At 66.7% G+C, this 24,790-nt stretch carries 24 protein-coding genes and 1 tRNA gene; 20 read left to right on the forward strand and 5 right to left on the reverse strand.

Annotated features, from left to right (window positions below):
- Window positions 1–40 precede the first annotated feature (40 nt).
- From glyA to BDIM_RS06405, 10 genes are all read left to right on the forward strand, one after another.
- Window positions 41–1,324 (forward strand): serine hydroxymethyltransferase, encoded by a 1,284-nt coding sequence (gene glyA, locus BDIM_RS06360; RefSeq protein ID WP_003164742.1) that lies wholly within the window; start codon window positions 41–43, stop codon window positions 1,322–1,324.
- 12 nt (window positions 1,325–1,336) lie between these two features.
- Entirely contained in the window at window positions 1,337–1,810 is a 474-nt protein-coding gene (gene nrdR, locus BDIM_RS06365; protein ID WP_003164743.1) for a transcriptional regulator NrdR, read from the forward strand.
- Window positions 1,810–2,436 (forward strand): RibD family protein, encoded by a 627-nt coding sequence (locus tag BDIM_RS06370; protein ID WP_003164744.1) that lies wholly within the window; start codon window positions 1,810–1,812, stop codon window positions 2,434–2,436. Before nrdR ends, BDIM_RS06370 begins: the two co-directional genes overlap by 1 nt.
- Window positions 2,437–2,513: 77 nt before the next feature.
- Window positions 2,514–3,104 carry a riboflavin synthase gene (locus BDIM_RS06375; RefSeq protein ID WP_003164745.1) on the forward strand — a complete coding sequence of 197 codons (591 nt, stop codon included), beginning with the start codon at window positions 2,514–2,516 and terminating at the stop codon, window positions 3,102–3,104.
- A complete protein-coding gene (ribB, locus tag BDIM_RS06380; protein WP_003164746.1) occupies window positions 3,101–4,237 on the forward strand; it encodes a 3,4-dihydroxy-2-butanone-4-phosphate synthase in 1,137 nt (378 codons plus the stop codon). The genes BDIM_RS06375 and ribB overlap by 4 nt, the downstream gene beginning before the upstream one ends.
- Entirely contained in the window at window positions 4,234–4,695 is a 462-nt protein-coding gene (ribH, locus tag BDIM_RS06385; RefSeq protein WP_040345280.1) for a 6,7-dimethyl-8-ribityllumazine synthase, read from the forward strand. Before ribB ends, ribH begins: the two co-directional genes overlap by 4 nt.
- Before the next feature lie 41 nt (window positions 4,696–4,736).
- A complete protein-coding gene (nusB, locus tag BDIM_RS06390; RefSeq protein WP_081461936.1) occupies window positions 4,737–5,231 on the forward strand; it encodes a transcription antitermination factor NusB in 495 nt (164 codons plus the stop codon).
- Entirely contained in the window at window positions 5,218–6,207 is a 990-nt protein-coding gene (gene thiL / locus BDIM_RS06395; protein WP_040346631.1) for a thiamine-phosphate kinase, read from the forward strand. The genes nusB and thiL overlap by 14 nt, the downstream gene beginning before the upstream one ends.
- Before the next feature lie 40 nt (window positions 6,208–6,247).
- Window positions 6,248–6,673: a hypothetical protein gene (locus BDIM_RS06400; protein WP_003164747.1), complete on the forward strand. Its 426-nt coding sequence runs from the start codon at window positions 6,248–6,250 to the stop codon at window positions 6,671–6,673.
- A gap of 175 nt (window positions 6,674–6,848) precedes the next feature.
- Entirely contained in the window at window positions 6,849–8,999 is a 2,151-nt protein-coding gene (locus tag BDIM_RS06405; RefSeq protein ID WP_003164748.1) for a sodium-translocating pyrophosphatase, read from the forward strand.
- 118 nt (window positions 9,000–9,117) lie between these two features.
- Here the strand turns inward: BDIM_RS06405 and BDIM_RS06410 are convergent, their stop codons facing one another.
- Window positions 9,118–9,597, reverse strand: coding sequence for an outer membrane protein assembly factor BamE (locus tag BDIM_RS06410; RefSeq protein WP_003164749.1), 480 nt, complete (start codon window positions 9,595–9,597; stop codon window positions 9,118–9,120).
- Window positions 9,598–9,686: 89 nt separating this feature from the next.
- On the opposite strand from BDIM_RS06410, the gene BDIM_RS06415 reads away from it, so the two are divergent.
- The 7 genes from BDIM_RS06415 (at window position 9,687) to BDIM_RS06445 (ending at window position 13,837) form a co-directional block, all read left to right on the forward strand.
- Window positions 9,687–10,214, forward strand: a complete 528-nt coding sequence (locus BDIM_RS06415) for a ubiquinol-cytochrome C chaperone family protein (protein ID WP_040345284.1) — start codon at window positions 9,687–9,689, stop codon at window positions 10,212–10,214.
- Entirely contained in the window at window positions 10,211–10,738 is a 528-nt protein-coding gene (locus BDIM_RS06420) for a YceD family protein (protein WP_003164750.1), read from the forward strand. Before BDIM_RS06415 ends, BDIM_RS06420 begins: the two co-directional genes overlap by 4 nt.
- 100 nt (window positions 10,739–10,838) lie before the next feature.
- Window positions 10,839–11,909, forward strand: coding sequence for a phosphate acyltransferase PlsX (plsX, locus tag BDIM_RS06425; RefSeq protein WP_088411635.1), 1,071 nt, complete (start codon window positions 10,839–10,841; stop codon window positions 11,907–11,909).
- Window positions 11,906–12,883 (forward strand): beta-ketoacyl-ACP synthase III, encoded by a 978-nt coding sequence (locus BDIM_RS06430; RefSeq protein WP_003164752.1) that lies wholly within the window; start codon window positions 11,906–11,908, stop codon window positions 12,881–12,883. Before plsX ends, BDIM_RS06430 begins: the two co-directional genes overlap by 4 nt.
- Window positions 12,884–12,957: 74 nt before the next feature.
- Window positions 12,958–13,266, forward strand: coding sequence for an integration host factor subunit alpha (locus BDIM_RS06435; RefSeq protein WP_369822381.1), 309 nt, complete (start codon window positions 12,958–12,960; stop codon window positions 13,264–13,266).
- A gap of 5 nt (window positions 13,267–13,271) precedes the next feature.
- Complete coding sequence (locus tag BDIM_RS06440) at window positions 13,272–13,688, forward strand: MerR family transcriptional regulator (protein ID WP_003164754.1); 417 nt, start codon at window positions 13,272–13,274, stop codon at window positions 13,686–13,688.
- Between the two features lie 72 nt (window positions 13,689–13,760).
- Window positions 13,761–13,837 (forward strand) — tRNA-Pro (locus BDIM_RS06445).
- A gap of 122 nt (window positions 13,838–13,959) precedes the next feature.
- On the opposite strand, the gene BDIM_RS06450 is transcribed toward BDIM_RS06445, so the two are convergent.
- The 4 genes from BDIM_RS06450 to BDIM_RS06465 form a co-directional block, all read right to left on the reverse strand.
- Window positions 13,960–15,264, reverse strand: a complete 1,305-nt coding sequence (locus BDIM_RS06450) for a metallophosphoesterase family protein (RefSeq protein ID WP_003164755.1) — start codon at window positions 15,262–15,264, stop codon at window positions 13,960–13,962.
- Window positions 15,265–15,333: 69 nt separating this feature from the next.
- Window positions 15,334–17,562: a TonB-dependent receptor gene (locus tag BDIM_RS06455; protein WP_040345291.1), complete on the reverse strand. Its 2,229-nt coding sequence runs from the start codon at window positions 17,560–17,562 to the stop codon at window positions 15,334–15,336.
- Window positions 17,563–17,790: 228 nt separating this feature from the next.
- Complete coding sequence (locus BDIM_RS06460; protein ID WP_112999899.1) at window positions 17,791–19,038, reverse strand: TetR/AcrR family transcriptional regulator; 1,248 nt, start codon at window positions 19,036–19,038, stop codon at window positions 17,791–17,793.
- A 95-nt stretch (window positions 19,039–19,133) separates the two neighbouring features.
- Window positions 19,134–20,273 (reverse strand): metallophosphoesterase, encoded by a 1,140-nt coding sequence (locus BDIM_RS06465; protein WP_040346638.1) that lies wholly within the window; start codon window positions 20,271–20,273, stop codon window positions 19,134–19,136.
- Window positions 20,274–20,428: 155 nt separating this feature from the next.
- Between BDIM_RS06465 and BDIM_RS06470 the strand changes: the two genes are divergently transcribed.
- The 3 genes from BDIM_RS06470 to BDIM_RS06480 all read left to right on the forward strand — a co-directional run bounded on the left by BDIM_RS06470 (window position 20,429) and on the right by BDIM_RS06480 (window position 24,604).
- Window positions 20,429–20,989 carry an RNA polymerase sigma factor gene (locus BDIM_RS06470; RefSeq protein ID WP_003164759.1) on the forward strand — a complete coding sequence of 187 codons (561 nt, stop codon included), beginning with the start codon at window positions 20,429–20,431 and terminating at the stop codon, window positions 20,987–20,989.
- Window positions 20,989–21,996, forward strand: coding sequence for a FecR family protein (locus BDIM_RS06475; protein WP_003164760.1), 1,008 nt, complete (start codon window positions 20,989–20,991; stop codon window positions 21,994–21,996). The genes BDIM_RS06470 and BDIM_RS06475 overlap by 1 nt, the downstream gene beginning before the upstream one ends.
- A 94-nt stretch (window positions 21,997–22,090) precedes the next feature.
- On the forward strand, window positions 22,091–24,604 hold the full coding sequence (locus BDIM_RS06480) for a TonB-dependent receptor (RefSeq protein WP_003164761.1): 2,514 nt from the start codon (window positions 22,091–22,093) through the stop codon (window positions 24,602–24,604).
- Window positions 24,605–24,790 lie beyond the last annotated feature (186 nt).

Consider the following 24,790-nt stretch of genomic DNA (forward strand, 5'->3'; position numbering starts at 1 on the left):
AGGGGCGCCGTTTTCGCTTTCAGCCTTCGGGGTGCCGCCTGTGACCGCCTTCACGCACGATTCCTACTTCTCCAAGAGCCTCGCCGACGCCGATCCGGCGATCTTCAAGGGCATCCAGGGCGAGCTTGGCCGCCAGAAGGAGCAGATCGAGCTGATCGCTTCCGAGAACATCGTCTCCCAGGCGGTGCTGGACGCGCAGGGCTCGGTTCTGACCAACAAATACGCCGAGGGCTATCCGGGTCGTCGCTACTACGGCGGCTGCGAGTTCGTCGACATCACCGAAGACCTGGCCCGTGAGCGCGCCAAGGAGCTGTTCGGCGCCGCCTTCGTCAACGTCCAGCCCCACTCGGGCGCCCAGGCCAACCAGGCGGTCTTCTTCTCCCTGCTGCAGCCGGGCGACACCTTCCTGGGCATGGATCTGGCCTGCGGCGGACACCTGACCCACGGCTCGCCCGCCAACCAGTCGGGCAAGTGGTTCCGTCCCGTCACCTACAAGGTGAACGAAGACGACCATCTGATTGATTACGATCACGTCGCTGAGATGGCCCAGAAGGAGAAGCCCAATCTGATCCTGGCCGGCGCCTCGGCCTACAGCCGCCACATCGACTTCAAGCGCTTCCGCGAGATCGCTGACAGCGTCGGCGCCTATCTGATGGTCGACATGGCCCACTACGCCGGTCTGATCGCCGGCGGCGTTTATCCCGACCCGATCCCGCACGCTCACGTCGTCACCACCACGACGCACAAGACCCTGCGCGGTCCGCGCGGCGGCATGATCCTGTCCAACGACCTGGATCTGGGCAAGAAGATCAACTCGGCGGTCTTCCCCGGCCTGCAGGGCGGCCCGCTGGAGCACGTTATCGCCGCCAAGGCTGTGGCCTTCGGCGAGGCGCTGAAGCCCGAGTTCAAGCTCTACGCCCAGCAGGTCGTCAAGAACGCCCAGGCCCTGGCCGCCGTTCTGGTCGATCGCGGCCTGGCCATCGTCTCGGGCGGCACCGACAGCCACCTGATGCTGGTCGATCTGCGTCCCAAGGGCGTGACCGGCAAGGCGACCGAGCATGAGCTCGAGAAGGCCCTGATGACCTGCAACAAGAACGGCGTGCCGTTCGACACCGCGCCCTTCACCGTCACCTCGGGCGTTCGCCTGGGCACGCCGGCGGGCACCACGCGCGGCTTCGGCGAGGAAGAGTTCAAGCAGATCGGTCACTGGATCGCCGATGTCGTCTCGTCGATGAACGGCGGCGATGAAGCCGATCCGGCCGTCGTCGCGGGCGTGGCGGCTCAGGTGCGCGAACTGACCGCGCGCTTCCCGATCTATCGCTAAGAGGCCCCTCGAATGAAGTGCCCCTTCTGCGGAAACGCCGACACCCAGGTGAAGGACAGCCGCCCGTCTGACGACGGCGCGGCCATCCGGCGCCGTCGGTCCTGCCCGCAGTGCAACGGGCGCTTCACCACCTTCGAGCGGGTGCAGCTGCGCGAACTGGTCATCCTGAAACGGAACGGCCGCCGCACCCCCTTCGACCGCGACAAGCTGGAACGCTCGCTGGGCATCGCGCTTCGCAAGCGCCCGGTCCAGCCCGATCAGGTCGAGCTGCTGGTCAGCCGCATCGTGCGCCAGCTGGAAAGCCTGGGCGAGACCGAGATTCCGTCGCACATCGTCGGCGACTTCATCATGAAGGCGCTGAAGTCGGTCGATGAAGTCGCCTACGTTCGCTACGCCTCGGTCTACAAGGACTTCCGCCACACCAGCGATTTCGCCAAATTCCTCGGCGATGAGGGTTTCGACGAGACCAAGTCCGGCCAGGACTGATGCGCCCGCGCGTCATCCTTAAGCTGGCCACCTCGCTGGACGGCCGCATCGCCACGGCCACGGGCGAAAGCCAGTGGATCACCGGGCCGGAGGCGCGCCTTCAGGGCCACCGCCTGCGCGCAACCCATGACGCCATCCTGGTCGGCGTCGAGACCGTGCTGGCCGACGACCCGGAACTGACCGTCCGTCTTCCTGACTACGCCGGGACGCATCCGCTGCGCGTGGTTCTCGACAGCCGCCTGCGGACCCCCGCGACGGCCAAGGTCGCATCCGGCAACACCCTGATCTTCACAACAGCCCAACCCCATCCCATCGGCCAGGCCGAGGTCGTCGCCGTCGCCCCCAATGACGGCCGTCCCGCTATTTCCGCCGTCCTCGACGCGCTCGCCGCCCGCAATATCGGCTCCATCCTGATCGAAGGCGGGGGCCGCGTCGCCGCCTCCTTCATCCAGGCGGGCGCGGTGGACGCGATCGAGTGGTTCCGCGCGCCGATGCTGCTGGGGGGGGAAGGGCGGCCCTGCATCGCCTCCCTGGCGCTTGCAAAGCTGGCCCACGCCCCCAAGTTCCGTCGTCTGGGCGTCGAGCCTGTCGGAGACGATCTGTGGGAACGCTACGCCCGCGCCTGACGCCTCCTCAGGCGCGATTTCAGACGAATTAGACTAATTAGACTCTGTTTTTTGGGTCCGAAGGGACCGGAGCTTTCATGTTCACCGGCATCGTCACCGACATCGGCCGCGTCCGCAGCGTCCGTGAAACCAACCGCGACCGTCGCTATGAGGTCGAGACCGTGTGGGACACGGCGACCATCGATCTGGGCGCCTCCATCAGCCACGCGGGCTGCTGCCTGACCGTCACGGAGAAGGGCGAGGGCTGGTTCGCCGTCGAGGTCTCGGGCGAGACCCTGTCCAAGACCAAGCTGGGCGACTGGACCGAGAACACCCGCGTCAACCTGGAGCGCGCGGCGAAACTCGGCGACGAACTGGGCGGTCACATCGTTTCGGGTCACGTCGACGGCCTGGGCGAGGTCGTGTCCATCACCCCCGAGGGCGGATCGCACCGCATCGTGATCGAGGCGCCCGCGCCCCTGCACAGATTCATCGCCCCAAAGGGCTCAATCACGGTCGATGGGGTTTCCCTGACGGTGAATGGGGTGCATGAGCGCCGCTTCGATGTGAACATCATCCCGCACACGTGGGATGCGACCACCCTCGGCGGCCTGAAGGTCGGCGAAAGGGTCAATCTGGAGATCGACATGCTGGCGCGTTACCTCGCGCGGTGGCAGGAGACCGCATGATGAAACTGGCCGTCCACAACACCGACAGCCCGATCAGCTCGATCGAGGACATTATCGAGGACGCCCGCAACGGCCGCCCCTACATCCTGGTGGACGCCGAGGACCGCGAGAACGAGGGCGACATCGTCATTCCGGCCCAGTTCGCCACGCCGGACCAGATCAACTTCATGATCCGCTATGCGCGCGGCCTGGTCTGCCTGGCCTTGACGGCCGAGCGCGCCAAGCAGCTGCGCCTGCCGCCGATGGCCGCCGAGAACCGCGAGAGCATGGGCACGGCCTTCACCATCTCGATTGAGGCCAAGGAAGGCGTCACGACCGGCATCTCGGCCGCCGATCGCGCCCATACGGTCCAGGTGGCGGCCGATCCGTCGCGCACTGCCGACGACATTGTCTCGCCGGGCCACATCTTCCCCCTGGTCGCGCGCGACGGCGGCGTCCTGGTTCGCACCGGCCACACCGAGGCGGCCGTCGACATCAGCCGCATGGCGGGCCTGATCCCGGCCGGGGTGATCTGCGAGATCATCAAGGACGACGGGACGATGGCGCGGATGCCCGACCTGATCGCCTTCGCCCAGCTGCACGGGCTGAAGATCGGCACCATCGCCGACCTGATCGCCTATCGCCGCCGCACCGAGCGCTTTGTCGAGCGCGTGATGGAGACGCCGTTCGAAAGCGTCCACGGCGGCGCGTTCAAGCTGATCCTGTACCGCAACACCATCGAGGGCGCGGAGCATGTCGCCCTGGTGCGCGGCGACATCGATCCGACCAAGCCGACCGTCGTGCGGATGCACCAGGTCGACTTCGCCGCCGATCTGCTGGGCCATGTCGAGGCCCGCCAGGACTATATTCCGAAGGCGATGCAGGCGCTGGCGGCCCAGGACGGGCCGGGCGTCGTCGTCTTCCTGCGTGATCCCGACCTGCATGGTCTGGCCGAGCGGCTGGGCGGCGTCGCCAAGCCCGCCGCCGTGGATCGTTCGCTGAAAGCCTATGGCGTCGGGGCGCAGATTCTGCTCGACCTCGGCGTCAAAGACATGATCGTGATGAGTTCGACGCGACCCAATCCGACGGCGCTGGAAGGCTACGGCCTGCGTATCGTCGGCTGGCGCGACATGGACGGAGAAGACCAATCTTGAACGACCCCACTCGCGTCCTCATCGTCGAGGCGCGCTTCTACGACGAATTGGCCGACGCCCTTCTGGAAGGGGCGAAGGACGCCCTGCGCGCGCAAGGCGTTCAGTATGACGTCGTGACCGTGCCCGGCGCCCTGGAAGTGCCGACCGTGATCGCCATGGCCGAAGAGGCCGGACGCTATCCGACCGCGCCGCGCTATGACGGCTATGTCGCCCTGGGCTGCATCATCCGCGGCGAGACCTATCATTTCGAGATCGTCTCGGATCAGTCGGCGGCGGGCATCACCCAACTGGGCCTCAAGGGCCTGGCCATCGGCAACGGCATCCTGACGACCGAGGACGAGGATCAGGCCTGGGCCCGAGCCCGTCTCAGCGAGGGCGACAAGGGCGGCTTTGCGGCCCGCGCCTGCCTGGACCTGATCGCCATCCGCAAGCGCCTGCGCGGAGGACTGGCCTCGTGAGCGAACCGACCAACACCACCCCGGCGACCGTCGCCGAAGTCATGGCTCAACTGGCCGAGGCTGACAAAGCCCGCGCCGAGCCCCAGCTGACCAGCCGCCAGCGCCGCGCCCGCACGGTCGCCCGCCTGGCCGCCGTTCAGGCCCTGTACCAGATGGAGATGGCGGGCGAGGGCGTCGACAGCGTTGTGCGCGAGTTCCGCAATCACCGTTTTGACGCCGATATCGACGGCGCCCCCCTGGCCGAGGCGGACGAGGACTGGTTCGCCGCTGTCGTGCACGGCGTGGTCGAGGACCAGCGCGCGGTGGACGAGGCGGTCAAGGCGCGCCTGGCCTCCAACTGGCGGTTGGAGCGTCTGGACGCGACCCTGCGCGCCCTGCTGCGCAGCGGCGCCTGGGAGCTGAAGCACAAGCCCGACGTGCCGCGTGAAATCGTGATCGACGAATACGTCGAGCTGGCCAAGGCCTTCTTCGACGATGCGGAGGCGAAGTTCGTGAACGCGGCGCTTGACGGCGTGGCGCGCGATGCCCGCGATTGACGTCGCAGGCGAATTCGAGACCATCCAGCGGCTGCTGAAGCCGCTGGCGCACCCGGAATGGGCGCGGGGGCTGGCCGACGACGTGGCCGCGCTGCCCTCGCGTCCGGGACACGACCTCATCCTGACCAAGGATGCGATCGTCGAGGGTGTCCACTTCCTGCCCGACGACCCGCTGGATACGGTGGCGCAGAAGCTTTTGCGCGTGAACCTGTCCGATCTGGCCGCCAAGGGGGCCGAGCCGTTCGGCTATCTTCTGGCCTGCCACTGGTCCCCACGCTGCGGCTGGCCCGAGCGCGAGGCCTTCGTCGCCGGTTTGCGGCGCGATCAGGCCATCTTCGACATTTCCCTGCTGGGCGGCGACACGGTGAAGACGCCGGGACCGGCCAGCTTCTCGGCCACCCTGCTGGGCTGGGCGCCGTCGGGCGCGGCGGTCAGCCGAGCCGGGGCGCAACCGGGCGATCTGGTCTTCGTCACCGGTACCATCGGCGACGGCTGGCTGGGCCTTCAGGCCGCCCAGGCGACCCTGAGCCTGGAGCCCGAACGTATGGACGCGCTGGAGGCCGCTTATCGCACCCCCATGCCGCGCGTGGAGTTCGCACCTGTCGTTCTGGGCCTGGCGACCGCCAGCGCCGACGTGTCCGACGGCCTTCTGGCCGACGCCGCCCATATCGCCGAGGCCAGCGGCGTCAGTCTGGAGATCGACCTGGAGCGTCTGCCCATGTCGGCGGCGGCCCAGGCCTGGTTCGAGGGGCGCGTCGATCCGCAGGCGGCGCTGGAGCTGCTGGCCGGCGGCGGCGACGACTATGAGATCCTGCTGACCGTCCCGGCGGGCGCCGAAAACGCCCTGCGCCGTGAGGCCGAGCGGCGCCATCTGCGTCTGACCTGCGTCGGGCGGGTGGTCGAGGGCAGGGGGCTGTCGCCACGCTATCTGGGCCAGGTCATCACCGCGACGCGCACGGGCTGGACCCACGGCTGAGGGCAACGGAATCCTAACGGGACTGGCCCACATTGCCGCCATGAACCGCCGCGCCCTGATCCTCGCCGTCGCCGGCGCCGCCCTGTCGGGGGCGGCCGCAGCAGCCTCGCCATCGGCGGAGACGCCCGCTCAGCTGGCGAGCTTCAACCTGACCGGGGTGGGCCTGCCGATCATTGTGGGCGGTCGGGTTCGGAACTACATCTTCGTGGTGCTGAAGCTGCATCTGGGCGAAGGCCACGCTCTGGACGCGGTGAAGGCCAAGGAGCCCTATCTGCGCGACGCTCTGGTCCGCGCCGGGCATCGCACGCCCTTCGTCCTGGCCGACGACTGGAACCAGTTGGACGCTCAGGCCCTGAGCGCCAGCCTGATCCGCTCGGCCGATGCGCTGATCGGCAAGGGCGCGATCGCCCGCGTCGAGGTCGTCAGCCAGGCCGCGCGCCGCCGCACGACCGTTCGCGCCGTCTAAAAAGAGCGCTGTTGCGCCACGGCTCTGCTTTTGGCACGATTTAGCCGCAATTCCCGAGGGGCGTGAATTTGCGTCCGTAAGCGCACGGGGGGACCGGAAGGCGGCCGAGAGGCGAAAACGCCCGTAGCGCAGCCCATGGATCCGCGCGCCCAGTTGCATAGGGCTTGGAAACGCCATGACGTCATATCTTTGGCTGGTCATCGCGGCCGGCGCCTTGGGGGTGCTTTACGGCGCCGTCCAGACCGCCGCCCTGATGAAGGCCGACAGTGGTAATGAACGGATGCGTGAGATCGCCGCGGCGATCCAGGAAGGGGCATCCGCCTATCTGAAGCGTCAGTACACAACGATTGGCATTGTAGGGGTCGTGATCTTGGTCGCGGCCTTTTTTCTTATCGGGATCTGGGCTGCGCTCGGCTTCCTGATCGGCGCGGTCCTGTCGGGCGCGGCGGGCTATGCGGGGATGCTGATCTCCGTGCGCGCCAACGTCCGTACGGCCCAGGCCGCGTCGCAGAGCCTGTCCAAGGGTCTGGACCTGGCCTTCCGCTCGGGCGCCATCACCGGCATGTTCGTGGCGGGCGGCGCGCTTCTGGGCGTGTCCGGCTACTACGCCTTCATGACCCAGGGTCTGGGCCACGCCTCGACCAGTCGCGAAGTCATCGACGGCCTGGTGGCCCTGGGCTTCGGCGCCTCTCTGATCTCCATCTTCGCGCGACTGGGCGGCGGCATCTTCACCAAGGGGGCCGACGTCGGCGGCGACATGGTGGGCAAGGTCGAGGCGGGCATCCCCGAGGACGACCCCCGCAACGCCGCCACCATCGCGGACAATGTGGGCGACAACGTCGGCGACTGCGCCGGCATGGCCGCCGACCTGTTCGAGACCTATGCCGTCACCACGGTGGCGACCATGGTGCTGGCGGCCATCTTCTTCCGCAACCAGCCCTATGTCGACGTGCTGATGCTGCTGCCGCTGGCGATCTGCGGCGTCTGTATCGTGACCTCGATCATCGGCACCTTCTTCGTCCGTCTGGGCAAGAGCGGCAACATCATGGGCGCCCTGTATCAGGGGCTGATCGTGACCGGTCTGCTGTCGCTGGTCGCCGTCTGGTGGGTGATCAACCAACTTCTGCCGGGGGCGGTCGAAACCTCGGGCGGGCTATTGATCCAGCCCATGAACCTGTTCTGGGCGGGCGTCGTCGGCCTGCTGGTTACGGCGGCCATTGTGGTGATCACCGAATACTATACCGGCACGGGCTTCCGGCCGGTGAAGTCAGTGGCCAACGCTTCGGTCTCTGGGCACGGCACCAACGTCATCCAGGGGCTTGCCATGTCGCTGGAGGCCACGGCGCTTCCGGCTCTGACCATCATCGTCGGCATCGTCGCGGCCTATCAGCTGGCGGGCCTGTTCGGCATCGCCATCGCCACCACCACCATGCTGGGCGTGGCGGGGATGATCGTGGCGCTGGACGCCTTCGGTCCGGTCACGGACAACGCGGGCGGCATCGCCGAGATGGCTGGCCTGCCGCCGGAAGTCCGCGTCTCGACCGACGCTCTGGACGCTGTGGGCAACACCACCAAGGCCGTGACCAAGGGCTACGCCATCGGTTCGGCGGGCCTGGGGGCGCTGGTCCTGTTCGCCGCCTATGTGGAGGACCTCAAGTTCTTCGCGGCCGAGGCGCAGCCGGGCAGCTTCTTCCACGGACTGGGCGCGGTCGCCTTCGACCTGTCCAACCCCTATGTCGTGGTCGGCCTGCTGTTCGGGGGGCTGCTGCCCTTCCTGTTCGGCGGCCTGTCGATGACGGCCGTGGGGCGCGCCGCCGAGGCCGTGGTGGCCGAGGTTCGGCGTCAGTTCCGCGAGAACCCCGGCATCATGACCTTCCAGACCAAGCCCGAATACGGCCGGGCGGTCGACATCCTGACCAGCGCGGCCATCCGCGAGATGATCGTGCCGTCGCTGCTGCCGGTGCTGTCGCCGATCGTCCTGTTCGTCGTCATCCTGTTCATCCAGCCGGACAAGGCCAACGCCTTCGCCGCCCTGGGCGCCATGCTGATGGGGGTGATCGTGACGGGTCTGTTCGTCGCCATCTCGATGACCTCGGGCGGCGGCGCCTGGGACAACGCCAAGAAGGTGATTGAGGAAGGTTTCACCGACAAGAACGGCGTCGTCCACGGCAAGGGTTCTGAAGCGCACAAGGCCGCCGTCACCGGCGACACCGTGGGCGATCCCTACAAGGACACCTCCGGCCCGGCGGTGAACCCGATGATCAAGATCACCAACATCGTGGCGCTTCTGCTGCTGGCGGTGCTGGCGAGCGGCAAGATCGTCTGACTGCGCTTCGCTGAAACTGAAAACGCCCCGGAGAGCGATCTCCGGGGCGTTGTCTTTTTTTGCGCCCTACGTTCGCGACGCAGTCGCTCGCGGCTTGAGGGCGCCTATCTTCTGGAGCTTAGTCTGGGCGGCGCTGGCCGGGCACGTCGTCCTCGGTGCGGGGCAGTTGGCCGCGGCCGACGTTGCCGAGCAGTTGTTCGAGAATGGTCAGCTGACGGCCGCGGGTCGGGGTCTCGCGGCGCTCCATGGCGATCTGGCGGCCGTCTTCAAGTCCCAGGGTACGGACGTTGGCGACCTTTTCACCGCCGTCGGCGAAGGTGATTTCGGTGACCGTCCGCTGCGACACTTCAGGCTTGTTGTAGGTGTAGCGCTGGGTCGTCTGGGTCAGGTAGTACCAGACGTTGTCGGTCTCGAAGGTCGAGGTGGTCGAGGGCGTGCCCAGCTTGGCCAGGACGGTTTCGCGGGTGTCGACGCCCGCCTCGATGTCCTGGGGCTTGGCGTCCACGGCCTGGAAGCCCTGGGTGGCGACGACCGGGGCGCAGGCGCCTGCAGCGGCGGCGAGCGAGGCGGCGATGATGAGCGACGTAAAACGGGGCATCGGCGATGGGCCTCTAGAAACAAGGTCTTTGACCTAACCGTCGCTGCGTCCTAGTGCAACGGCGCGGCGGAAAAGGGGCCGTAAAACCTATGTTCAAGACACTCTTCAGACGACAGACGCAAGAGCGCCAGGCGCAGGGCCTATACGCCCTGGCGGTGGAACAGGCGCGTCAGCCCGATTTTTACGCCCGCCTGGGCGTGGCGGATCGAATCGATGCGCGGTTCGAGCTCTACACCCTGCACGTCCTTCTGCTGTTCGTGCGGACCAAGGCCGAGGGCGAGCGCGGGGCCGATCTGGCCCAGAAGATGTTCGACACCTATGTCTCGGCTCTGGACAACGTTCTGCGTGAACTGGGCGTCGGCGACGTGTCTGTCGGCAAGAAGATGCGCAAGTTGGGTGAGGCCCTTTATGGCCGTATGAGCGCCTATGAGAAGGCGCTGCGCGAAGGCGACCGCGACGGCTTTCAGGCTTCGATCGCGCGCAATGTGTTCGAGAGCGACGATCCCGCCGCCGGCGCTGAACTGACCCGTTATGCGCTGGAATCGCACGAACGCCTGGCGCGTCAGCCTATTTCCGCCGTGGAAAAGGCGCCTGACTGGGCCATGATCGTCGCATGACGATTCCCGCCCTGCCTTACAGCGACCCCGTCCGCCTGCATCAGATCGGGGCGAGCCTGTCCCGGCGCCTGGAGCCGGACGCCGAGGCGCGTCAGCGCATTGCGCGCGCGCTGAACCTGAAGTCGCTGGACCGTTTCGAGGCGGATCTGGAGGTGACGGCGACGGTTTCGGGCTGGCGCCTGACCGGGCGTGTCGTTGCCGATGCGGTCCAGTCCTGCGTGCTGACGCTGGAGCCTCTGCCCGTTCATGTCGACGATCGATTCGAGATCAATCTGGTCGAGGCCGTGGATACGGCGCCTTCGGACGAAGGGGAGATCGACCTGGAGCTGGACGACGATTCGCCCGACGTGGTGGAAAACGGTCAGATCGACCTGGGCCAGTATGCGGTCGAGCAACTGGCGCTGCATCTGGATCCCTATCCCCGCAAGGATGGCGCGGTGTTCGAGCAACCGCCTGAGCCGGGCGAGATCTCGCCTTTCGGCGTGTTGCGGGCCTTGAAGCCGAACGACGGCGACAAGAGTTGACCTAAGGGCGCCTCGGTTGCATCCACAGGGTGCGACATTTGCGTCTGCACGCCCTAACATTGAAGCGCCGCGACAAGACGGCGACGGAGTCGATTTCCACTTGGCATCATCCACATTGATCTCGCTCGACGCCATGGGGGGCGACCACGGTCCTGCCGTCGTGGTCGGCGGCGTGAAGGCTTATTATTCGCTGTATGGCGGCGACGGCGTGCGCTTCCTGCTGCACGGAGACGAGGCGGCGATCCGCGCCGAGATGGCGCGCCTGCACGTATCGGACGACCTTTGCCAGGTCCGGCACACCGACAAGGTCGTCGCCATGGACGAAAAGCCTGCCCAGGCCATGCGTCGAGGCAAGGGCTCCAGCCTCTGGAACGCGATCGAGGCGGTCAAGACGGGAGAGGCCCAGGCCGCCGTCTCGGCGGGCAACACCGGCGCCTTGATGGCGATCTCCAAGCTGGTTCTGCGGATGGCGGTCGACGGGCTGGAGCGCCCGGCCATCGTCGCCAGCTGGCCGACCAAGCGCGGTTTCACCGCCGTGCTGGACGTCGGCGCCAACATCGGCAGCGATGCGCGCCAGTTGGTCGAGTTCGCCATCATGGGCGAGGCCTTCCAGTCCGCCGTGCATGGCGTGGCGCGGCCGACGGTCGGCCTGCTGAACGTCGGCTCCGAAGAGATGAAGGGCCACGAAGAGGTGCGCGAGGCCCACGCTGTGCTGCGCACCGACGCCGTGCCTGTGAACTACACCGGCTTCGTCGAGGGACATGACATCGCCGCCGGAACCGTGGACGTGGTGGTGACGGACGGATTCACCGGCAATATCGCGCTGAAGACGGCCGAAGGCACGGCCCGCTTCATCTCGGGCCTGCTGAAGGAAGCGCTGACCTCCGGGCCGCTGGCCAAGCTGGGCGCTCTGATCGCCATGCCTGCCCTGAAGAAGATGGCGCGCCGCATCGACCCCAGCAGCGTCAACGGCGGCCCCTTGCTGGGTCTGAACGGCATCGTCGTAAAAAGCCACGGCGGCGCCACGGCCGAGGGTTACGCCAACGCCATCCGCGTGGCTGTCGAACTGGCCCGCAGTGACTATCTGACCAAGGTCAGCGCCAATTTCGCGCGTCTGGCGGCCGCGATGGACGAACCCGCGCCCGTCGTCATGGGAGAGACCGAACAGTGAGCGTCATCCGCAGCGTCGTTACCGGGGTCGGCTCCTTCCTGCCCGAGCAGGTCGTCACCAACGCCGACCTGACCAAGATCGTCGACACCTCCGACGAATGGATCATCGAGCGCACCGGCATCCGCCAACGCCACAAGGCCCGCGACGACGAGCCGACCAGCGATCTGGCGCTCAAGGCGGCCGAGCGCGCCCTGGCCGACGCGGGCAAGACGGCGGCGGACGTCGATCTGATCATCGTCGCCACGACCACGCCGGACCAGACCTTCCCGGCGACGGCGGCCATCGTGCAGCGCAAGCTGGGCGCGCCGGTGGGCATCGCCTTCGACGTTCAGGCGGTCTGTTCGGGCTTCGTCTACGCCATGAGCGTGGCTGACGGCTTTGTCGCGCGCGGTCAGGCCAAATGCGCCCTGGTCATCGGCGCCGAGGAAATGACCAAGCTGATGGACTGGACGGATCGCACCACCTGCGTCCTGTTCGGCGACGGCGCCGGAGCCTTCGTGCTGGAGCCGGGCGAGGGGCAGGGGACCAAGGATGATCGCGGCGTGCTGGGCTTCGCCCTGCGCTGCGAAGGCGCCAAGGCTGACATGCTCTATGTCGACGGCGGCCCGGCCACTACCGGCACGGTCGGCCATCTGCGGATGCTGGGCAATCAGGTCTTCCGCCACGCCGTCGTGAACATCGCCGAGGCCATCACGGCCGCCGCCGAGGTCGCGGGCGTCGACATTCCCGAGATCGACTGGTTCGTGCCTCACCAGGCCAACCAGCGCATCATCAAGGGCGTGGGCGATCGCCTGGGCCTGGACGAGGACAAGGTCATCTCGACCGTGGCCATGCATGCCAACACCTCGGCCGCCTCCATCCCGCTGGCGATGGACGTCGCCATCAAGGATGGGCGAATCAAGAAGGGCGATCTGGTCCTGGTCGAAGCCATGGGCGGCGGCCTGACATGGGGCGCGTGCGCCTTCCGATTCTAGATTTGCATTGAGGACTTTGATTTCCGGCCGTTTTGCCCTTCAATGCCCCGCCAATTGATTGCGGGGAGATGCAAGTGGCCGGACATCAGACGCTTACCCGTGCGGATTTGTGCGAAGCGGTCCACGAAGAGGTCGGGTTGTCCCGGCAGGAATGCTCCGGACTGGTCGAGCGCACGCTGGACCTGATCGTCGACTCTCTTGAGCAGGGCGAGACGGTCAAGCTGTCGGGCTTCGGCGTCTTCCAGGTCCGCGAGAAACGCGCCCGCATGGGCCGCAACCCCAAGACCGGCGAACCGGCCGCCATCAACCCCCGCCGCGTCATCAGCTTCCGCGCCTCACAGATCATGAAGAGCCGGGTGCACGACGCCGTCGTCGAGACCTGAGACCCTTGGCCAAAAGCCCCAAAGCCTTCCGCACCATTTCTGAAGCGGCCGATGAAGTCGGCGCCCCCCAGCATGTGCTGAGGTTCTGGGAGACGAAGTTCGAGTTCGTCGCCCCGGTGAAGCGTGCGGGCGGCCGCCGTTTCTATCGCCCCGACGACGTCATGGTGCTGAAGGCTGTGCGGCGGCTGTTGCACGACGAGGGGCTGACGATTCGCGGGGTGCAACGCCTGGTGCAGGATCAGGGTCTGGCGCGCCTGACGGCCTATGCCGACCCGGCCTCGACGCTCGAGATCGATTCGGGGGATCGGGCTGAAACGGTGTCGCAGGCGGCGGCGATTCCGGCGGCTCCGGCGCGCCTTGAGGCTCTGTTGAGCGAACTGGAAGCGGCCAAGGCCCGGTTGGAGGGCGTTCTGCGCCGCTAAGACGGAAGTTGTTGTCGATAGAGCGTTTTAGGGTTTGCGGAGCACCGAACCGCCGTCTATACGGAGCGCCTTCGGAGCGTGGCGCAGCCTGGTAGCGCACTTGACTGGGGGTCAAGGGGTCGCAGGTTCGAATCCTGTCGCTCCGACCATCTAAATCTTTGATTTGGAATGGTTTTGAAGGGGTCGCCGTAAGGCGACCCCTTTGCAATTGGGCGCTAGCGCGCTTCGCGTAAAAGACGAGTCTTCCAGTCGGAACTGTGAACAGGGCAGCCTACTGCTGACTGGCGCTGCGGCCGGGACCGAAACGAGCGCGGAAGTCCTCCAGGCGGATGGTGAACTCGTCCTGCGCTAGGAATTCCTCGTCGGTCATCTGAGGCTGCTCGTTCGGCTTGTACCAGAGTGCGTAGTTCGGCTCATCCGAGGCGTAGCGTTTGAAGTGGGTCGAATAGGTGCGGACGCGCACGGTCGGAACCTCGCCCGTCATGTCGAAGGCCATCAAACGCAGCCAGCCATCGCCCAGGCCCGGCGCCTTGGCCGCATCCAGCCCGGCGCCGACGGCGGCGCGGTTGCGGTCCTGATAGTCGGACAGCAGCTGATAGACGGCGCCGCCCTGGCGGTTCGGGTCGGTGCGGAAGGCCTGGCCGTTGTGATGGCCGCTCAGGACCATGAAGATCTGCGGGTTGCGGCTGATCAGCTTGTCCCACACGCCCTGGGCGCTGTTGTCGAAGGGATCGAGGGCGTTGATGTCCACGACCGGATGGGCGCGGCGCTGTCCGGTCTTGTCCAGGAAGTCGTGGGTGCTGATCAGGGTCGGCAGGCCGGGGTGGGCGTGGATGACGGTCTCGGCCCATTTCAGACTGGCGTCGGAAGGGGCGAACTGCAGGCCGATGTGCAGGAAGCGGTAGCCGCCGGCCTCGAACACCTGGGCGCTGTCCGCGCCGCCGTCGTGCGATCCGACGTACCAGGGGCGGTCCTTGAAGAAGGGCGAGGCGGCGCCGAAGACGCGGACCCATTCGGTCAGCCCGCCGACATGGATCATGCCCAGGCGACGCAGGTCGCCTTCAGGCGCGGTCAGGTCGCGCGGCCAGGACTCTTCCCACCACTGGGCGTCATAGTCGTGATTGCCGGGCACGGCCGAGAAGGGCAGGGCGCCGTCCAGAAGGCGATAGGCGGCGATGGAGGCGGGGATCTCCACCTCGCGGACGCCCGGCGCCCATTTCGCCGGTCCGACGTCGGAGGGCAGGGCGCGGGGACTGAAGCCGCGCGCGGCGTGATCCGGGTCGATGTCGATGACGGGGTGCTGCCATACGTCGCCCGCGCCGGTGGCGAAGACGATGTCGCCGCCGCGCGAGGCGGCGTTGTCGGCGATGAAGCGGAACTGCTCGGTCATCATGTCCCGCGCGTCGAACGGAAAGCCGGCCGCGCGCTGGCGCGTGTGATCGACATAGTTCTGAGTGTCGGGGATCACGGCGATGGTGAAACGGGCGTCAGTCGCCTGCTGGGCCAGGCTGGGGGAGGCCGCCAGAAGGCCGAGGGCCAGGACGGTAGAGCGGAACAGCTTACGCATCATCGACATGGACGCATCTTTCTTCGCGAGGAAAAGCGCGAGGCTTCGGAGCCAAGTCCGAAGCCTCGCAGGCAGAGATCAGTAGCGATAGCTAACTCGGGCGCCCCAGGTGCGCGGGGCGTTGGGCGAGCCGGTGGACGCTGAGATGAAGCGGTTGCGCGACTCTTCCGAATAGGCGTTCGTCAGGTTGTTGACGAAGAAGCCGAAGGCATAGCTGCCGTTCATCGGGCGGAACGTCAGGTTGGCGTTCATCAGCCAGTAGTCGCCGATGACCGAGTTGGACGAGGTGCTGAACTTCTCGCTGCGGTAGGCGTAGTTGGTTTCCGCCTCGACGCCCCAGTCGCCGATCTGGTGCTCGTAGGCGATCGAACCCTTGTAGTCGAAGCGCGGGAAGGGCAGGCGCTCGCCTGCACGATCGCTGTAGATGATGGTGTTGTATTCGCCCGTCACCGGATCCTTGGCGGCTTCGGTGGCCGAGGCGTTGACGAAGAAGAACTCGTCATACTCCCCGTATTTGTAGCCGACCGCCTGGGTGATGGTCAGGTTGTCCAGGGGCTGCCAGCGCAGCTCCAGCTCGGCGCCCTGGATATGCGACTTCGGCACGTTGATCATGCGGCCGACGCGCCCCGTCTGGGTGTAGAGCACGCCCTGAAGTTGCTGGTCGCGGTAGTCGTAGTAGTAGATCGCCGCGTTCGCCTGGAGGCGGTTGTCGAACAGGCTGGCCTTCACGCCGGTCTCATAGGCGATCAGCTCCTCGAACTTGAAGGGCTCCAGCTGATCGGGCAGGCCGCTGTTGTAGGTAGTGAAGCCGCCGGACTTCACCCCGCGCGAGACGTTGGCGTAGGCCAGGACGCTGTCGCTGAAGGCGTATTCAGCGCCGATCTTGCCAGTCCATTCGCCCATGCTCTGAGACTTGGAGGCGGTGGCGTTGACGCGCGGGACCGGAGCCAGAACCTCGGTCTTGAAGTCGTTCAGCTCGCGGGTCTCATCCTCGTAGCGCAAGCCGCCGATCAGGGTCAGGCGATCGGTCAGGCGGTAGTCCACATTGGCGAAGGCGCCTGTCGTCTGGACCTTCTGGCCGTAGGTGGTGCTCATCCAGAAACGGAGGCTCTTCGCTTCCGAGAAGTCGGAGTAGAAGCCGCCGTCGATGTCCTCGGTCGCGTGGTAGAGACCGGCCAGCCATTGCAGACGACCGTCGCCGTTCGAGGCCAGGCGCACTTCCTGCGAGATCGTCTCGATGTCGTTGAAGAAGTAGGTGCCGGCTTCGTTCGAGGCCGTGGCGTCCCAGTCGTTGAACTCCTTGCGGTCGAAGGACTCATAGGCGGCGACGGCGGTCAGGGCGGCCCAGCCGAGGTCGTGGTTCAGGCGCAGGCTGACGCCCTTGCCCTCGTTGTCGCGGAACGGCTTGGTGTTGGGCGAGACGCCGATCAGCTGGGCGAAATAGGGGGAGATGCCCCAGCCGGTGATCCGGTGCGCCGTATCGATCGGATAGACCTTGCCGCCGCCCGAGGTGAAGGGGGTGGTGATCAGGCGCAGGCCCCGACCGTCCGACTTGTCCTGGCTGTAGTGGACGTTAAGGTCGAGGTCGGTCAGGTCGCTGGGGCGCCAGTTCAGGCGCAGGCGCAGGGCCTTGGTGTCCTTGTCGCCCAGGGTTTCGCCCGTGTCGCGGTGGTATTGCCAGCCGCCGCCCGTCTCGGCCGCGACGGCCAAGCGGGCGCTCAGGGTTCCGGCGACCGGACCCGAAACAAAGCCCTCGAACTTGGCGGCGTCATAGCTGCCGTAGCTGGCGTTGAAGCCGGCCGCGACATAGTCCGTCGGCGCTCCGGTGACGACGCTGACCGCGCCGCCGGTGGTGTTGCGGCCGTACAGCGTGCCCTGCGGCCCGCGCAGAACCTCGATGCGGGCGATGTCGAACAACTGGCCCTGGGTCATCACGCCGTAGGGATAGGCGACTTCATCGATATAGACGCCGACGGTCGAGGTGTTGTTGGCGGCGTAGTCCGTCAGGCCGACGCCGCGGATGCGGAACTGGGGCTGGCCGCCGCCCAGCTGGCTGTCGACCTCCATGCTGGGGACGGCGTTTTCCAGGTCGTTGACCGTCTGGATGTTGCGCTTGTCCAGGTCTTCGCCCGATACGACCGTCAGGGCCAGGCCGACCTTCTGCGCGGATTCCTCGCGGCGCTGCGCGGTGACGATGATGTCCTGAACGGAGGTGGCCTGAGGCTCGGTCGCGACCTCGGCCGCCGCGGGCGCGGCCGCCGCAAGGAGCAGGGCGGCGCTCGAGGCGCCGAAAAGAAGACGGTTCATGTGTCGATCCATCGGGCAGCGCGGGCGATCCAGTCGCTCAGGCTGGAAAGTTGGGGAATGTCGCGATCAGCCGTAGTTCTCACGCCGTGTGACCGGCCTTAAAAAAACAACTGTTCGACAACATTTCCGCTGTAGGAGATGGTCGTGATGCTTTGGTGAAGCTTATTTGAAGTGTTGCTGTCGCGCTGCCTGTCGATGACTGTTCCGAATAAGGAACGATTGTTCGATTCAGTCGCGCTGGGTGACCAAGGTCTTGGCGACGGTTTGCAGGCGCGCGGCATCGGGCGCATCACCCGTCGCCGCCGCCATGATGGCCGCGCCCTTGATCCATAAGGCGAAACGGGTGGCGGCGCGGCGCGTCAGGTCGAATTGAGGCGGCCAGAGTTCGCCGCGGTTGGTGTAGTTGCCGCCGCCTTCAGGCCCGCGCAGGATCATCGCCAGTTCCTGGAAGGACGGATCGCGACGCGCCTGCAGGCAGACCTGGGCGATCAGACGGGCGTACTTGACGTAGAAGCCGCGTTCGCCGCCCGCAGGCGTCTCCAGGGTAAGGGCCATCATCTCGCCCCACCGCTGCATATCCGGAGGACCGGCGCCCAGCGGATGGCGGTAGTCGAGGTAGCGGGGCATCTCGCGGAAGACCGCGTGCCAGACGGCGTCGATCACGAACCGCCGCATATCCGTCCAATGGTAGGCGATGGTGGAGGTCGAAGTGCCGACCTCCGTGCTGACCGAGCGGTTGGTGACGATCCCGACGCCTCCGCTCAGGATCTGGTCTGCGGCGACGTCGAGCAGACGCCGCTTGATGGAATCCGGTTCCAGTCCGTCGCTCGGCGCCTTGGGGATCACCATCCGATCGACATAGCTTTCGGTCGCTGAGGCCGGATCGTCGGGGCGGCCGAAGGCCCGATCGATCAGGCCGCCCAATCCCTCGGCCGCAATCGCCTCATAGTCCGAGCGACCGCCCAGGGCGCCGACGTAAAACTGCTCGATGATCAGGTAGGTGGAGATCGCCTCGCCGAACGCTTCCAGGCCGGGGCGACGCGCCAGGAAGGCCGTCCAGGCGTCGCGCCGCATGAGATCCCAGCGTCGCAGCAGGGGAGGCAGGAAGGCCGCCGGGTCGGGGCTGACCAGCAGTTCTTCCCACACCCGGGCGAAGTCGGCAGAGGACGCGGCGCGTTCTCGCAAGTAACGGGCGGTCAGGGCCAGCAGGCTGTCGCGGCTGAGGGCCAGGTCGTCGGCGGCGGCGAAGAAGGCCTCGTGGTAGGCCTCGTCCTGCTCGAACGCCCTGAAGGCGATGGCTTCGATAAGCCCCGCCTTGGCGCCGAACAGATTGACGATGACGGTCGTGCTCTTGCCGACGGCCTGGGCCAGGTCGCGCATGGTCAGGCCGCCCAGGCCGACGTCCGTGACCAGGGTCATGGCCGCGGCGACGACGCGGTCGGCCTCGAGCGAGCGTGATGAAGCGATCGTCGTCATCGCAGCGTGCATGGCCGCCTGAAACGGTCGTGTCGAGGCCTGATCGCTTTCTTGGGCAAGGCCTGCGACGAAAAACGGCGGATCGCGTCGCGGACTCAATCCTGAAGCTGCGGCGGGAAGGGCAGCACGAACTCGGACCGTTCGGGCGCGACGCCGAAAGTCGCTTCGCCGTCGCGACCAGCATACCGGCCCAGCAGGGTTGAATAGGTATAGAAGCGGATGGTCCGGGCCTCGGTGTCGAAGGCCATGAAACGCAGCCAGCCTGCGCCGCCGTTGGCCGAACCGGCCTGTCCGTCCGGGCCGACGGTGTTGCCCTGATAGTCTTGGATCAGCTGATAGACGGGACGCCCGGCGTCGTTATGGTCGATGCGCAGGTTCTCGCCGTTGGATACGCCCTCGATCGGGCGGGTGTAGTTGTGGCCGCTCAGGACCATGAAGATCATCGCGTTCTTGCGGATGAAACGGTCCCAGACCTGATCGGGCGGCAGGTTGTCTGCGCCCGCGAAATAGCTGTCGTAGCCGTTGGAGCGTTCCTGCACGTCAGGCTTCAGCCATTCATGGGTGGTGACGATGACGGGCGTGTCCGGATGGGCGTCGATCACGCCCTGGGCCCAGTCCAGCGCCGCCTGGGGCGGCTGCATCTCCAGCGACAGGTGCAGGAAGGACAGGCCGCCGGCCGTGAAGGTCTGGAAGCTGTTCAGACCGTTCGCCGAGGCGCCGCCATACCAGGCCTTATCCGTGAAATGGCGCGACTGGGGGCCGAAATAGAAGTTCCAGGCGCGGCCGCCCGACAGGGGTTCGGAGACGCCGTCGTAGCCGCGCCATGCATAGTTGTCGTAGTCGTGGTTGCCGGGAACCATGCCGAACGGCAGGCCGCTGTCGGTCAGGATCGAGAGGGCGCGGTTGGCGATGTCCCATTCCTCGCGCGTGTCGAAGAGCTGGTATTCGCCCTCTGCGTCTGGAATGGCGCGTCGGAACTGGCCGTCGCCATGCTGGACGATGTCGCCGACGAAGGTGACGAAGGCCAGGTTCTTGTCCTGGCGGGTCTCGACCAGATAACGCATCTGCTGGTCGAAGGTGTCGGCGCCGCGCGGCTGGGGCAGGGTGACGTCGGCGTAGTTCTGGGTGTCGGAGACGACGGCGATGGTGAAGACCTCGGCCCAGGCCGGAACCGCCGCGCCCAGCAGCGCCGCGCTGAAGGCGACCGCCGCGCCCAGGTGTTTGAACATCGTCATATGCGTCATCCTGAAACCGATATGCAGCCGCCCTTAGCGACGCTGTGTGACGCTTTGGCTGCGATGACGCGCCTGAACGCATCGGGGATGCGCTGATACGGAAATGTCGTGCGACCGACATGAGGCGGTGACGATGCGGCGTCATTGGGCGCGCGGTGAACCGACAGCCAAGCCAGCCTTTCGACAGGGACGACGCGACGTCCGCCCTGACGCGCGACGAGGGATTCGCGGCGTTGACGCGGCGGTTGCGGGCGCCGTTGACGCATTTCTTCCTGCGGCGGTCGAAATCGTCGGCGGATGCGGAGGAGATGGTTCAGGATTTGTTCCTGCGCCTAATGCGCCGCGCGGACTTGATGAGCCTGCAGAACATCGACGGTTATGTCTTTGAGGCGGCGGCCAACATTGCGCGGGATCGGGGGCGCTATGAGCAGGCGCGGGGTCGAGGCCTGCATGTCGAGATCAACGACGCCGTGGCCGAGTATGACGCGCCTGACGCCGAACAGATCATCGCGGGGAGGCAGCGTTTGAAACGGATGCTGGCGGCGCTGGACGCCCTGCCGCCGCGTGCGCGGGCCGTGGTGATCCTGCGTCGGTTCGAGAACCTGACCTATCCGCAGATCGCCCAGCGTCTGGGCATTTCGGTCAGCGCGGTCGAGAAGCACATGGTGCGAGCCATGTCCGCGCTGAGGGTCGACCTGGTCGAGGGGGATCGCTGATGTTTCCGGTTCACCCCCGATTAAACGACGAGGAAGCGGTCGATCCGGCCGCCTTCTGGTTCGCGCGAATGAACGGCGGCGATACGCCCTGCCCTCAAGACGAGATCGCCTTCCGGCGGTGGTTGGATGAAGATCCTGGCCATATCCGCGACTATCGAGCCTGTCAGCAGGCGTGGAGAATGCTGGAGCTTGAGGCGGGGCAGCCCGAGGTGTTGGCCCTGAGGGCGGCGGCGCTGGGGCGTGCCGATTCAGGCGCGACGCGACGGCGGGCTCTGCTCGGCCTGACCGGCGGGGCCATTGCGGCGTCCTGCGGCGGGCTGTGGGTGATGACGGCGTCGTCACCGGCGCGGGCGCTGATCGCGACCGAGGCGGGGCAGCGACTGACCGCGCCCCTGCCGGACGGGTCGGAGGTGACGTTGGCGCCGTCTTCTCGACTGCGCCTCGATTACGGCGCCGAACGTCGCGCGGCGGTGCTGGAAGCCGGTCAGGCCTATTTCCACATTCAGCCCGACGCCGAGCCCTTCGTCCTGCGCGTCGGCGATCGCTTGATGGCGACCGCGCAGGGGCGCTTCCAGGCGACCCACGCAGACCGAGGGCCGGAGGCGCTGGTCGAACAGGGACGGCTGAGGGTGGTTCAAAGAGGCGGCGCTGGCGCGCCTCTGATCCTGACGGCGGGGCAGGGCGGGCTGGCGCGCGGCGATGAACTGCGGGCCGCGCCGGCAGACGTCGAGGCCGAGACGGCCTGGCGGATGGGGCGTCTGGTCGTGCGCGACCGTCCGCTGCGCGAGGTGGTCGAACGCTTCAATCGCTATTCGGCGGAGCGGTTGACGCTGACGGATGCGGCGGCGGGGGAGGTCCGCATTTCAGGCTCGTTCCGCTATGACGGCGGGCAGGAGTTCGCCCTGGCTCTGGCGCGCGGGTTCGGCCTGTCGGTGCGGCGCACGACGGACGGGGACTGGCGCATCGGATCGCCCGAAAAAACGTCTGACGAAACGGCTGCGCTTTGATGAAATTTCCACGACGGGGTGGGGGTCTGCGCAGGCGCTTCCGTTTCTGAGGGGGAGCCGCCGACGAGCGGCGGACCAGATCTCAGGGGCTACCATGTTCATTTCCAAGCCGCGCGCCGGCGCCTTCAAGCGCATGCTGCTGGCCTGCTCGGCCGTCGCTGCGGTCGCAGCGGCGACGCCGGCTCTGGCCCAGTCGCCGAGCGGCGGCGCGGCCGTCTCCTTCGCCATTGAAAGCCAGTCGATGGAAGAGGCGCTGACGACGCTGGCGCGCACCGCCGACGTGCAGGTGCTGTTCGCGCCGGAAGCCGTGCGCGGTCGCCGCGCCAATCGCGTGGTCGGCGTCCTAGCGCCCGCCGAGGCGCTGCGCCGCATGGTGGAGGGCACGGGCCTGACCGTGACGCCGGTCGGCGCGCGCACCTTTTCTGTTGCAGTCGCTCATGCCGATCTCGGATCCGACGGCGTCACCGCGATCGAGGACGTGATCGTCACGGCTCAGAAGCGCGCCCAGCGCATCCAGGACGTGCCGCTGGCCGTCACCATGCTGAACGGCGAAGACGCCCTTCGTCGCGGCATCGACAGCGTGACCGACCTGGTGGACGAAGTTCCAGGCGTGTCGGTGAACTACGCCTTCGGCGGCACCAACTACGGCCTGATCAGCATCCGCGGCATCGGCGGCGCCGATGACTACAAGCCTAACGGCAATCCCTCGGTCGCCCTGCACGTCGACGGCGTCTATCAGACCTCGAACGCCTATCTGGGCATGCCTCTGTTCGACCTGGACCGGGTCGAGATCCTGAAAGGACCGCAAGGCACCCTGTACGGCCGCAACACCACGGCGGGCGTCATCAACGCCATCACAAAGGGGCCGGGCGAGGCGGTCGAAGGTTCGGGCCGTCTCGAGTTCGGCAGCTATGACTATCTGGCGATGGAGGCGGCCGTCGGCGGTCCCCTGAGCGACACGGTCGGCGTGCGGCTGGCCGTGCTGGCCGAGCAGGGCGGCGGCTTCATGACCGGGGCGGGCGCGGGCGACCTGGCGGGCTTCCAGCCGGTCATCGCAGGCGTGACCCAGGCCCAGGTTCCGCCCATCGTCGATCCGGGCCGCCGTGAAGGTTTCGGCGACAAGGATCTGTTCGCCGGCCGGGCCACGGTCGCCTTTGACTTTACGCCGGACACCAACCTGACCGTGAAGCTGTTCGGCAGCCGCGACCGGGGCGACACGCGCCAGTACGACCGCATCTCGACGACGCTGGACAGCAATATCGCCAATGCGGGCGAGAACGACGACCCGTACGAGTTCTATTCGTCGGAGTATCCGACCCACAGCATCGACATCTATGGCGTGTCGGCGGCGTTGCAGCATCGTCTGGGCGATGACCTGAATCTGGCGGTGATCGGCAACGTCCAGGGCACGACTCGCTCGGTGCAGGGCAACGGCGACGGCTCGCCCTATCCGGCCTCGCGCTTCGATGCCGATGAGACGCTGAACCAGACCTCGCTCGAAATGCGCTTGAGCGACGACAACGACGGTCGTCTGGACTGGATCGTGGGCGCCTTCTACGTCTCGGACGATATCGACTTCGACACCCACTGGACCAGCTATACGGCCCGGACCCAGTACGACAACCTGCACAAGCAGACGCGCAACAGCTTCGCCGTGTTCGGCCAGGTCGACTATGACCTGACCGACAAGCTGACCCTGTCGGGCGGCCTGCGCTACACCCGCGACGAGGCGACCTTCAGCGGGCGCAACGACGACCTGGACCCGTGGGGCATCTCGACCTTCACCAAGACCTTCGCCACGACCGATCCCTTTGTCTGGGACCGCGCCTTCGAGGACGACAACGTGTCGGGTCGGGTCACGGCCAAATACGCCTTCACCCCGAACCTGAACGTCTTCGTCTCGGCGGGGACCGGCTATCGCGGCGGCGGCTTCGACGGCACCTCGATCTTCACCCAGGCCGAGACCCTGCCGTTCGATTCCGAAACCGTCACCGCCTATGAGGCCGGGCTGCGCTGGACGACGAACCGTCTTCGCCTGTCGGTGGACGTCTTTTCCTATGAGTTCAAGGAACTGCAGGCGACGACCCGTCTGGCCAACGACACCAACGGCCGCGCCAACGTCGGCGAGGCCGAGAGCAAGGGGATCGAGTTCGCGCTCAACGCCGTCCTGTTCGAAAGCGCGAACCAGAGCCTGGATCTAGACGTCGCCGCCGCCTTCCTGGACACGGAGATCATCTCGTTCAGCTCGGCGCGCGTGGCCGAGGTGCTGTCGACCGTCGGCGACCCCCTGCCGGGTGCGCCGGACGTGACGGCGACGGTTTCGCTGAACCACGGTCTGGTGCTGGCCAACGGTTGGCGTCTGGACAGCCGCTTGTCGGTCTCGCACCACGGCGAGGAGAGCAACCGCCTGAACGCGGCTCCGGGCAATACGGCGGACGCCTATACCCTGCTGAACGCCCGCGTGGAACTGCAGACGGCGGCCGATTGGGCGGTCTACGCCTATGGCCGCAACATCACCGACGAGGTGTATTTCCCTGAAAAGAACGGCGCTTCGCGTCTGGTCGGGGCGCCTGCGACCTATGGCGTGGGCCTGCGCTACAGGTTCTGACGACACTGAGGTCGCGCCGTCTCTCGCGTGTTGGAGCGGCGGCGCAACCTCACCAGCGCGTGCCCGCTAGCGGGCAGCGGGGTTTGCCTACGACAGCGAGCAGGAAGGTTTGTAGGTTGGCAGCCGGACGTGGCTATGGAAGGCCGCAAGCCTAGGTCGGCTTCGGCCCTGATGTCCGTCGAGGGA

This window comes from Brevundimonas diminuta ATCC 11568, from assembly GCF_000204035.1.
In the GTDB taxonomy this organism is placed as follows: domain Bacteria; phylum Pseudomonadota; class Alphaproteobacteria; order Caulobacterales; family Caulobacteraceae; genus Brevundimonas; species Brevundimonas diminuta.

What these genes read in the sequence shown, in the direction of transcription:
- BDIM_RS06460 (WP_112999899.1), bottom strand. Translation starts at nt 19,038, where the DNA reads ATGACGACGATCGCTTCATCACGCTCGCTCGAGGCCGACCGCGTCGTC.
- BDIM_RS06465 (WP_040346638.1), bottom strand. Translation starts at nt 20,273, where the DNA reads ATGACGATGTTCAAACACCTGGGCGCGGCGGTCGCCTTCAGCGCGGCG.
- BDIM_RS06375 (WP_003164745.1), top strand. Translation starts at nt 2,514, where the DNA reads ATGTTCACCGGCATCGTCACCGACATCGGCCGCGTCCGCAGCGTCCGT.
- BDIM_RS06455 (WP_040345291.1), bottom strand. Translation starts at nt 17,562, where the DNA reads ATGAACCGTCTTCTTTTCGGCGCCTCGAGCGCCGCCCTGCTCCTTGCG.
- BDIM_RS06410 (WP_003164749.1), bottom strand. Translation starts at nt 9,597, where the DNA reads ATGCCCCGTTTTACGTCGCTCATCATCGCCGCCTCGCTCGCCGCCGCT.
- BDIM_RS06405 (WP_003164748.1), top strand. Translation starts at nt 6,849, where the DNA reads ATGACGTCATATCTTTGGCTGGTCATCGCGGCCGGCGCCTTGGGGGTG.
- BDIM_RS06475 (WP_003164760.1), top strand. Translation starts at nt 20,989, where the DNA reads ATGTTTCCGGTTCACCCCCGATTAAACGACGAGGAAGCGGTCGATCCG.
- ribB (WP_003164746.1), top strand. Translation starts at nt 3,101, where the DNA reads ATGATGAAACTGGCCGTCCACAACACCGACAGCCCGATCAGCTCGATC.
- BDIM_RS06415 (WP_040345284.1), top strand. Translation starts at nt 9,687, where the DNA reads ATGTTCAAGACACTCTTCAGACGACAGACGCAAGAGCGCCAGGCGCAG.
- BDIM_RS06370 (WP_003164744.1), top strand. Translation starts at nt 1,810, where the DNA reads ATGCGCCCGCGCGTCATCCTTAAGCTGGCCACCTCGCTGGACGGCCGC.
- BDIM_RS06450 (WP_003164755.1), bottom strand. Translation starts at nt 15,264, where the DNA reads ATGTCGATGATGCGTAAGCTGTTCCGCTCTACCGTCCTGGCCCTCGGC.
- thiL (WP_040346631.1), top strand. Translation starts at nt 5,218, where the DNA reads ATGCCCGCGATTGACGTCGCAGGCGAATTCGAGACCATCCAGCGGCTG.
- BDIM_RS06420 (WP_003164750.1), top strand. Translation starts at nt 10,211, where the DNA reads ATGACGATTCCCGCCCTGCCTTACAGCGACCCCGTCCGCCTGCATCAG.
- BDIM_RS06400 (WP_003164747.1), top strand. Translation starts at nt 6,248, where the DNA reads ATGAACCGCCGCGCCCTGATCCTCGCCGTCGCCGGCGCCGCCCTGTCG.
- nusB (WP_081461936.1), top strand. Translation starts at nt 4,737, where the DNA reads ATGGCTCAACTGGCCGAGGCTGACAAAGCCCGCGCCGAGCCCCAGCTG.
- BDIM_RS06480 (WP_003164761.1), top strand. Translation starts at nt 22,091, where the DNA reads ATGTTCATTTCCAAGCCGCGCGCCGGCGCCTTCAAGCGCATGCTGCTG.
- nrdR (WP_003164743.1), top strand. Translation starts at nt 1,337, where the DNA reads ATGAAGTGCCCCTTCTGCGGAAACGCCGACACCCAGGTGAAGGACAGC.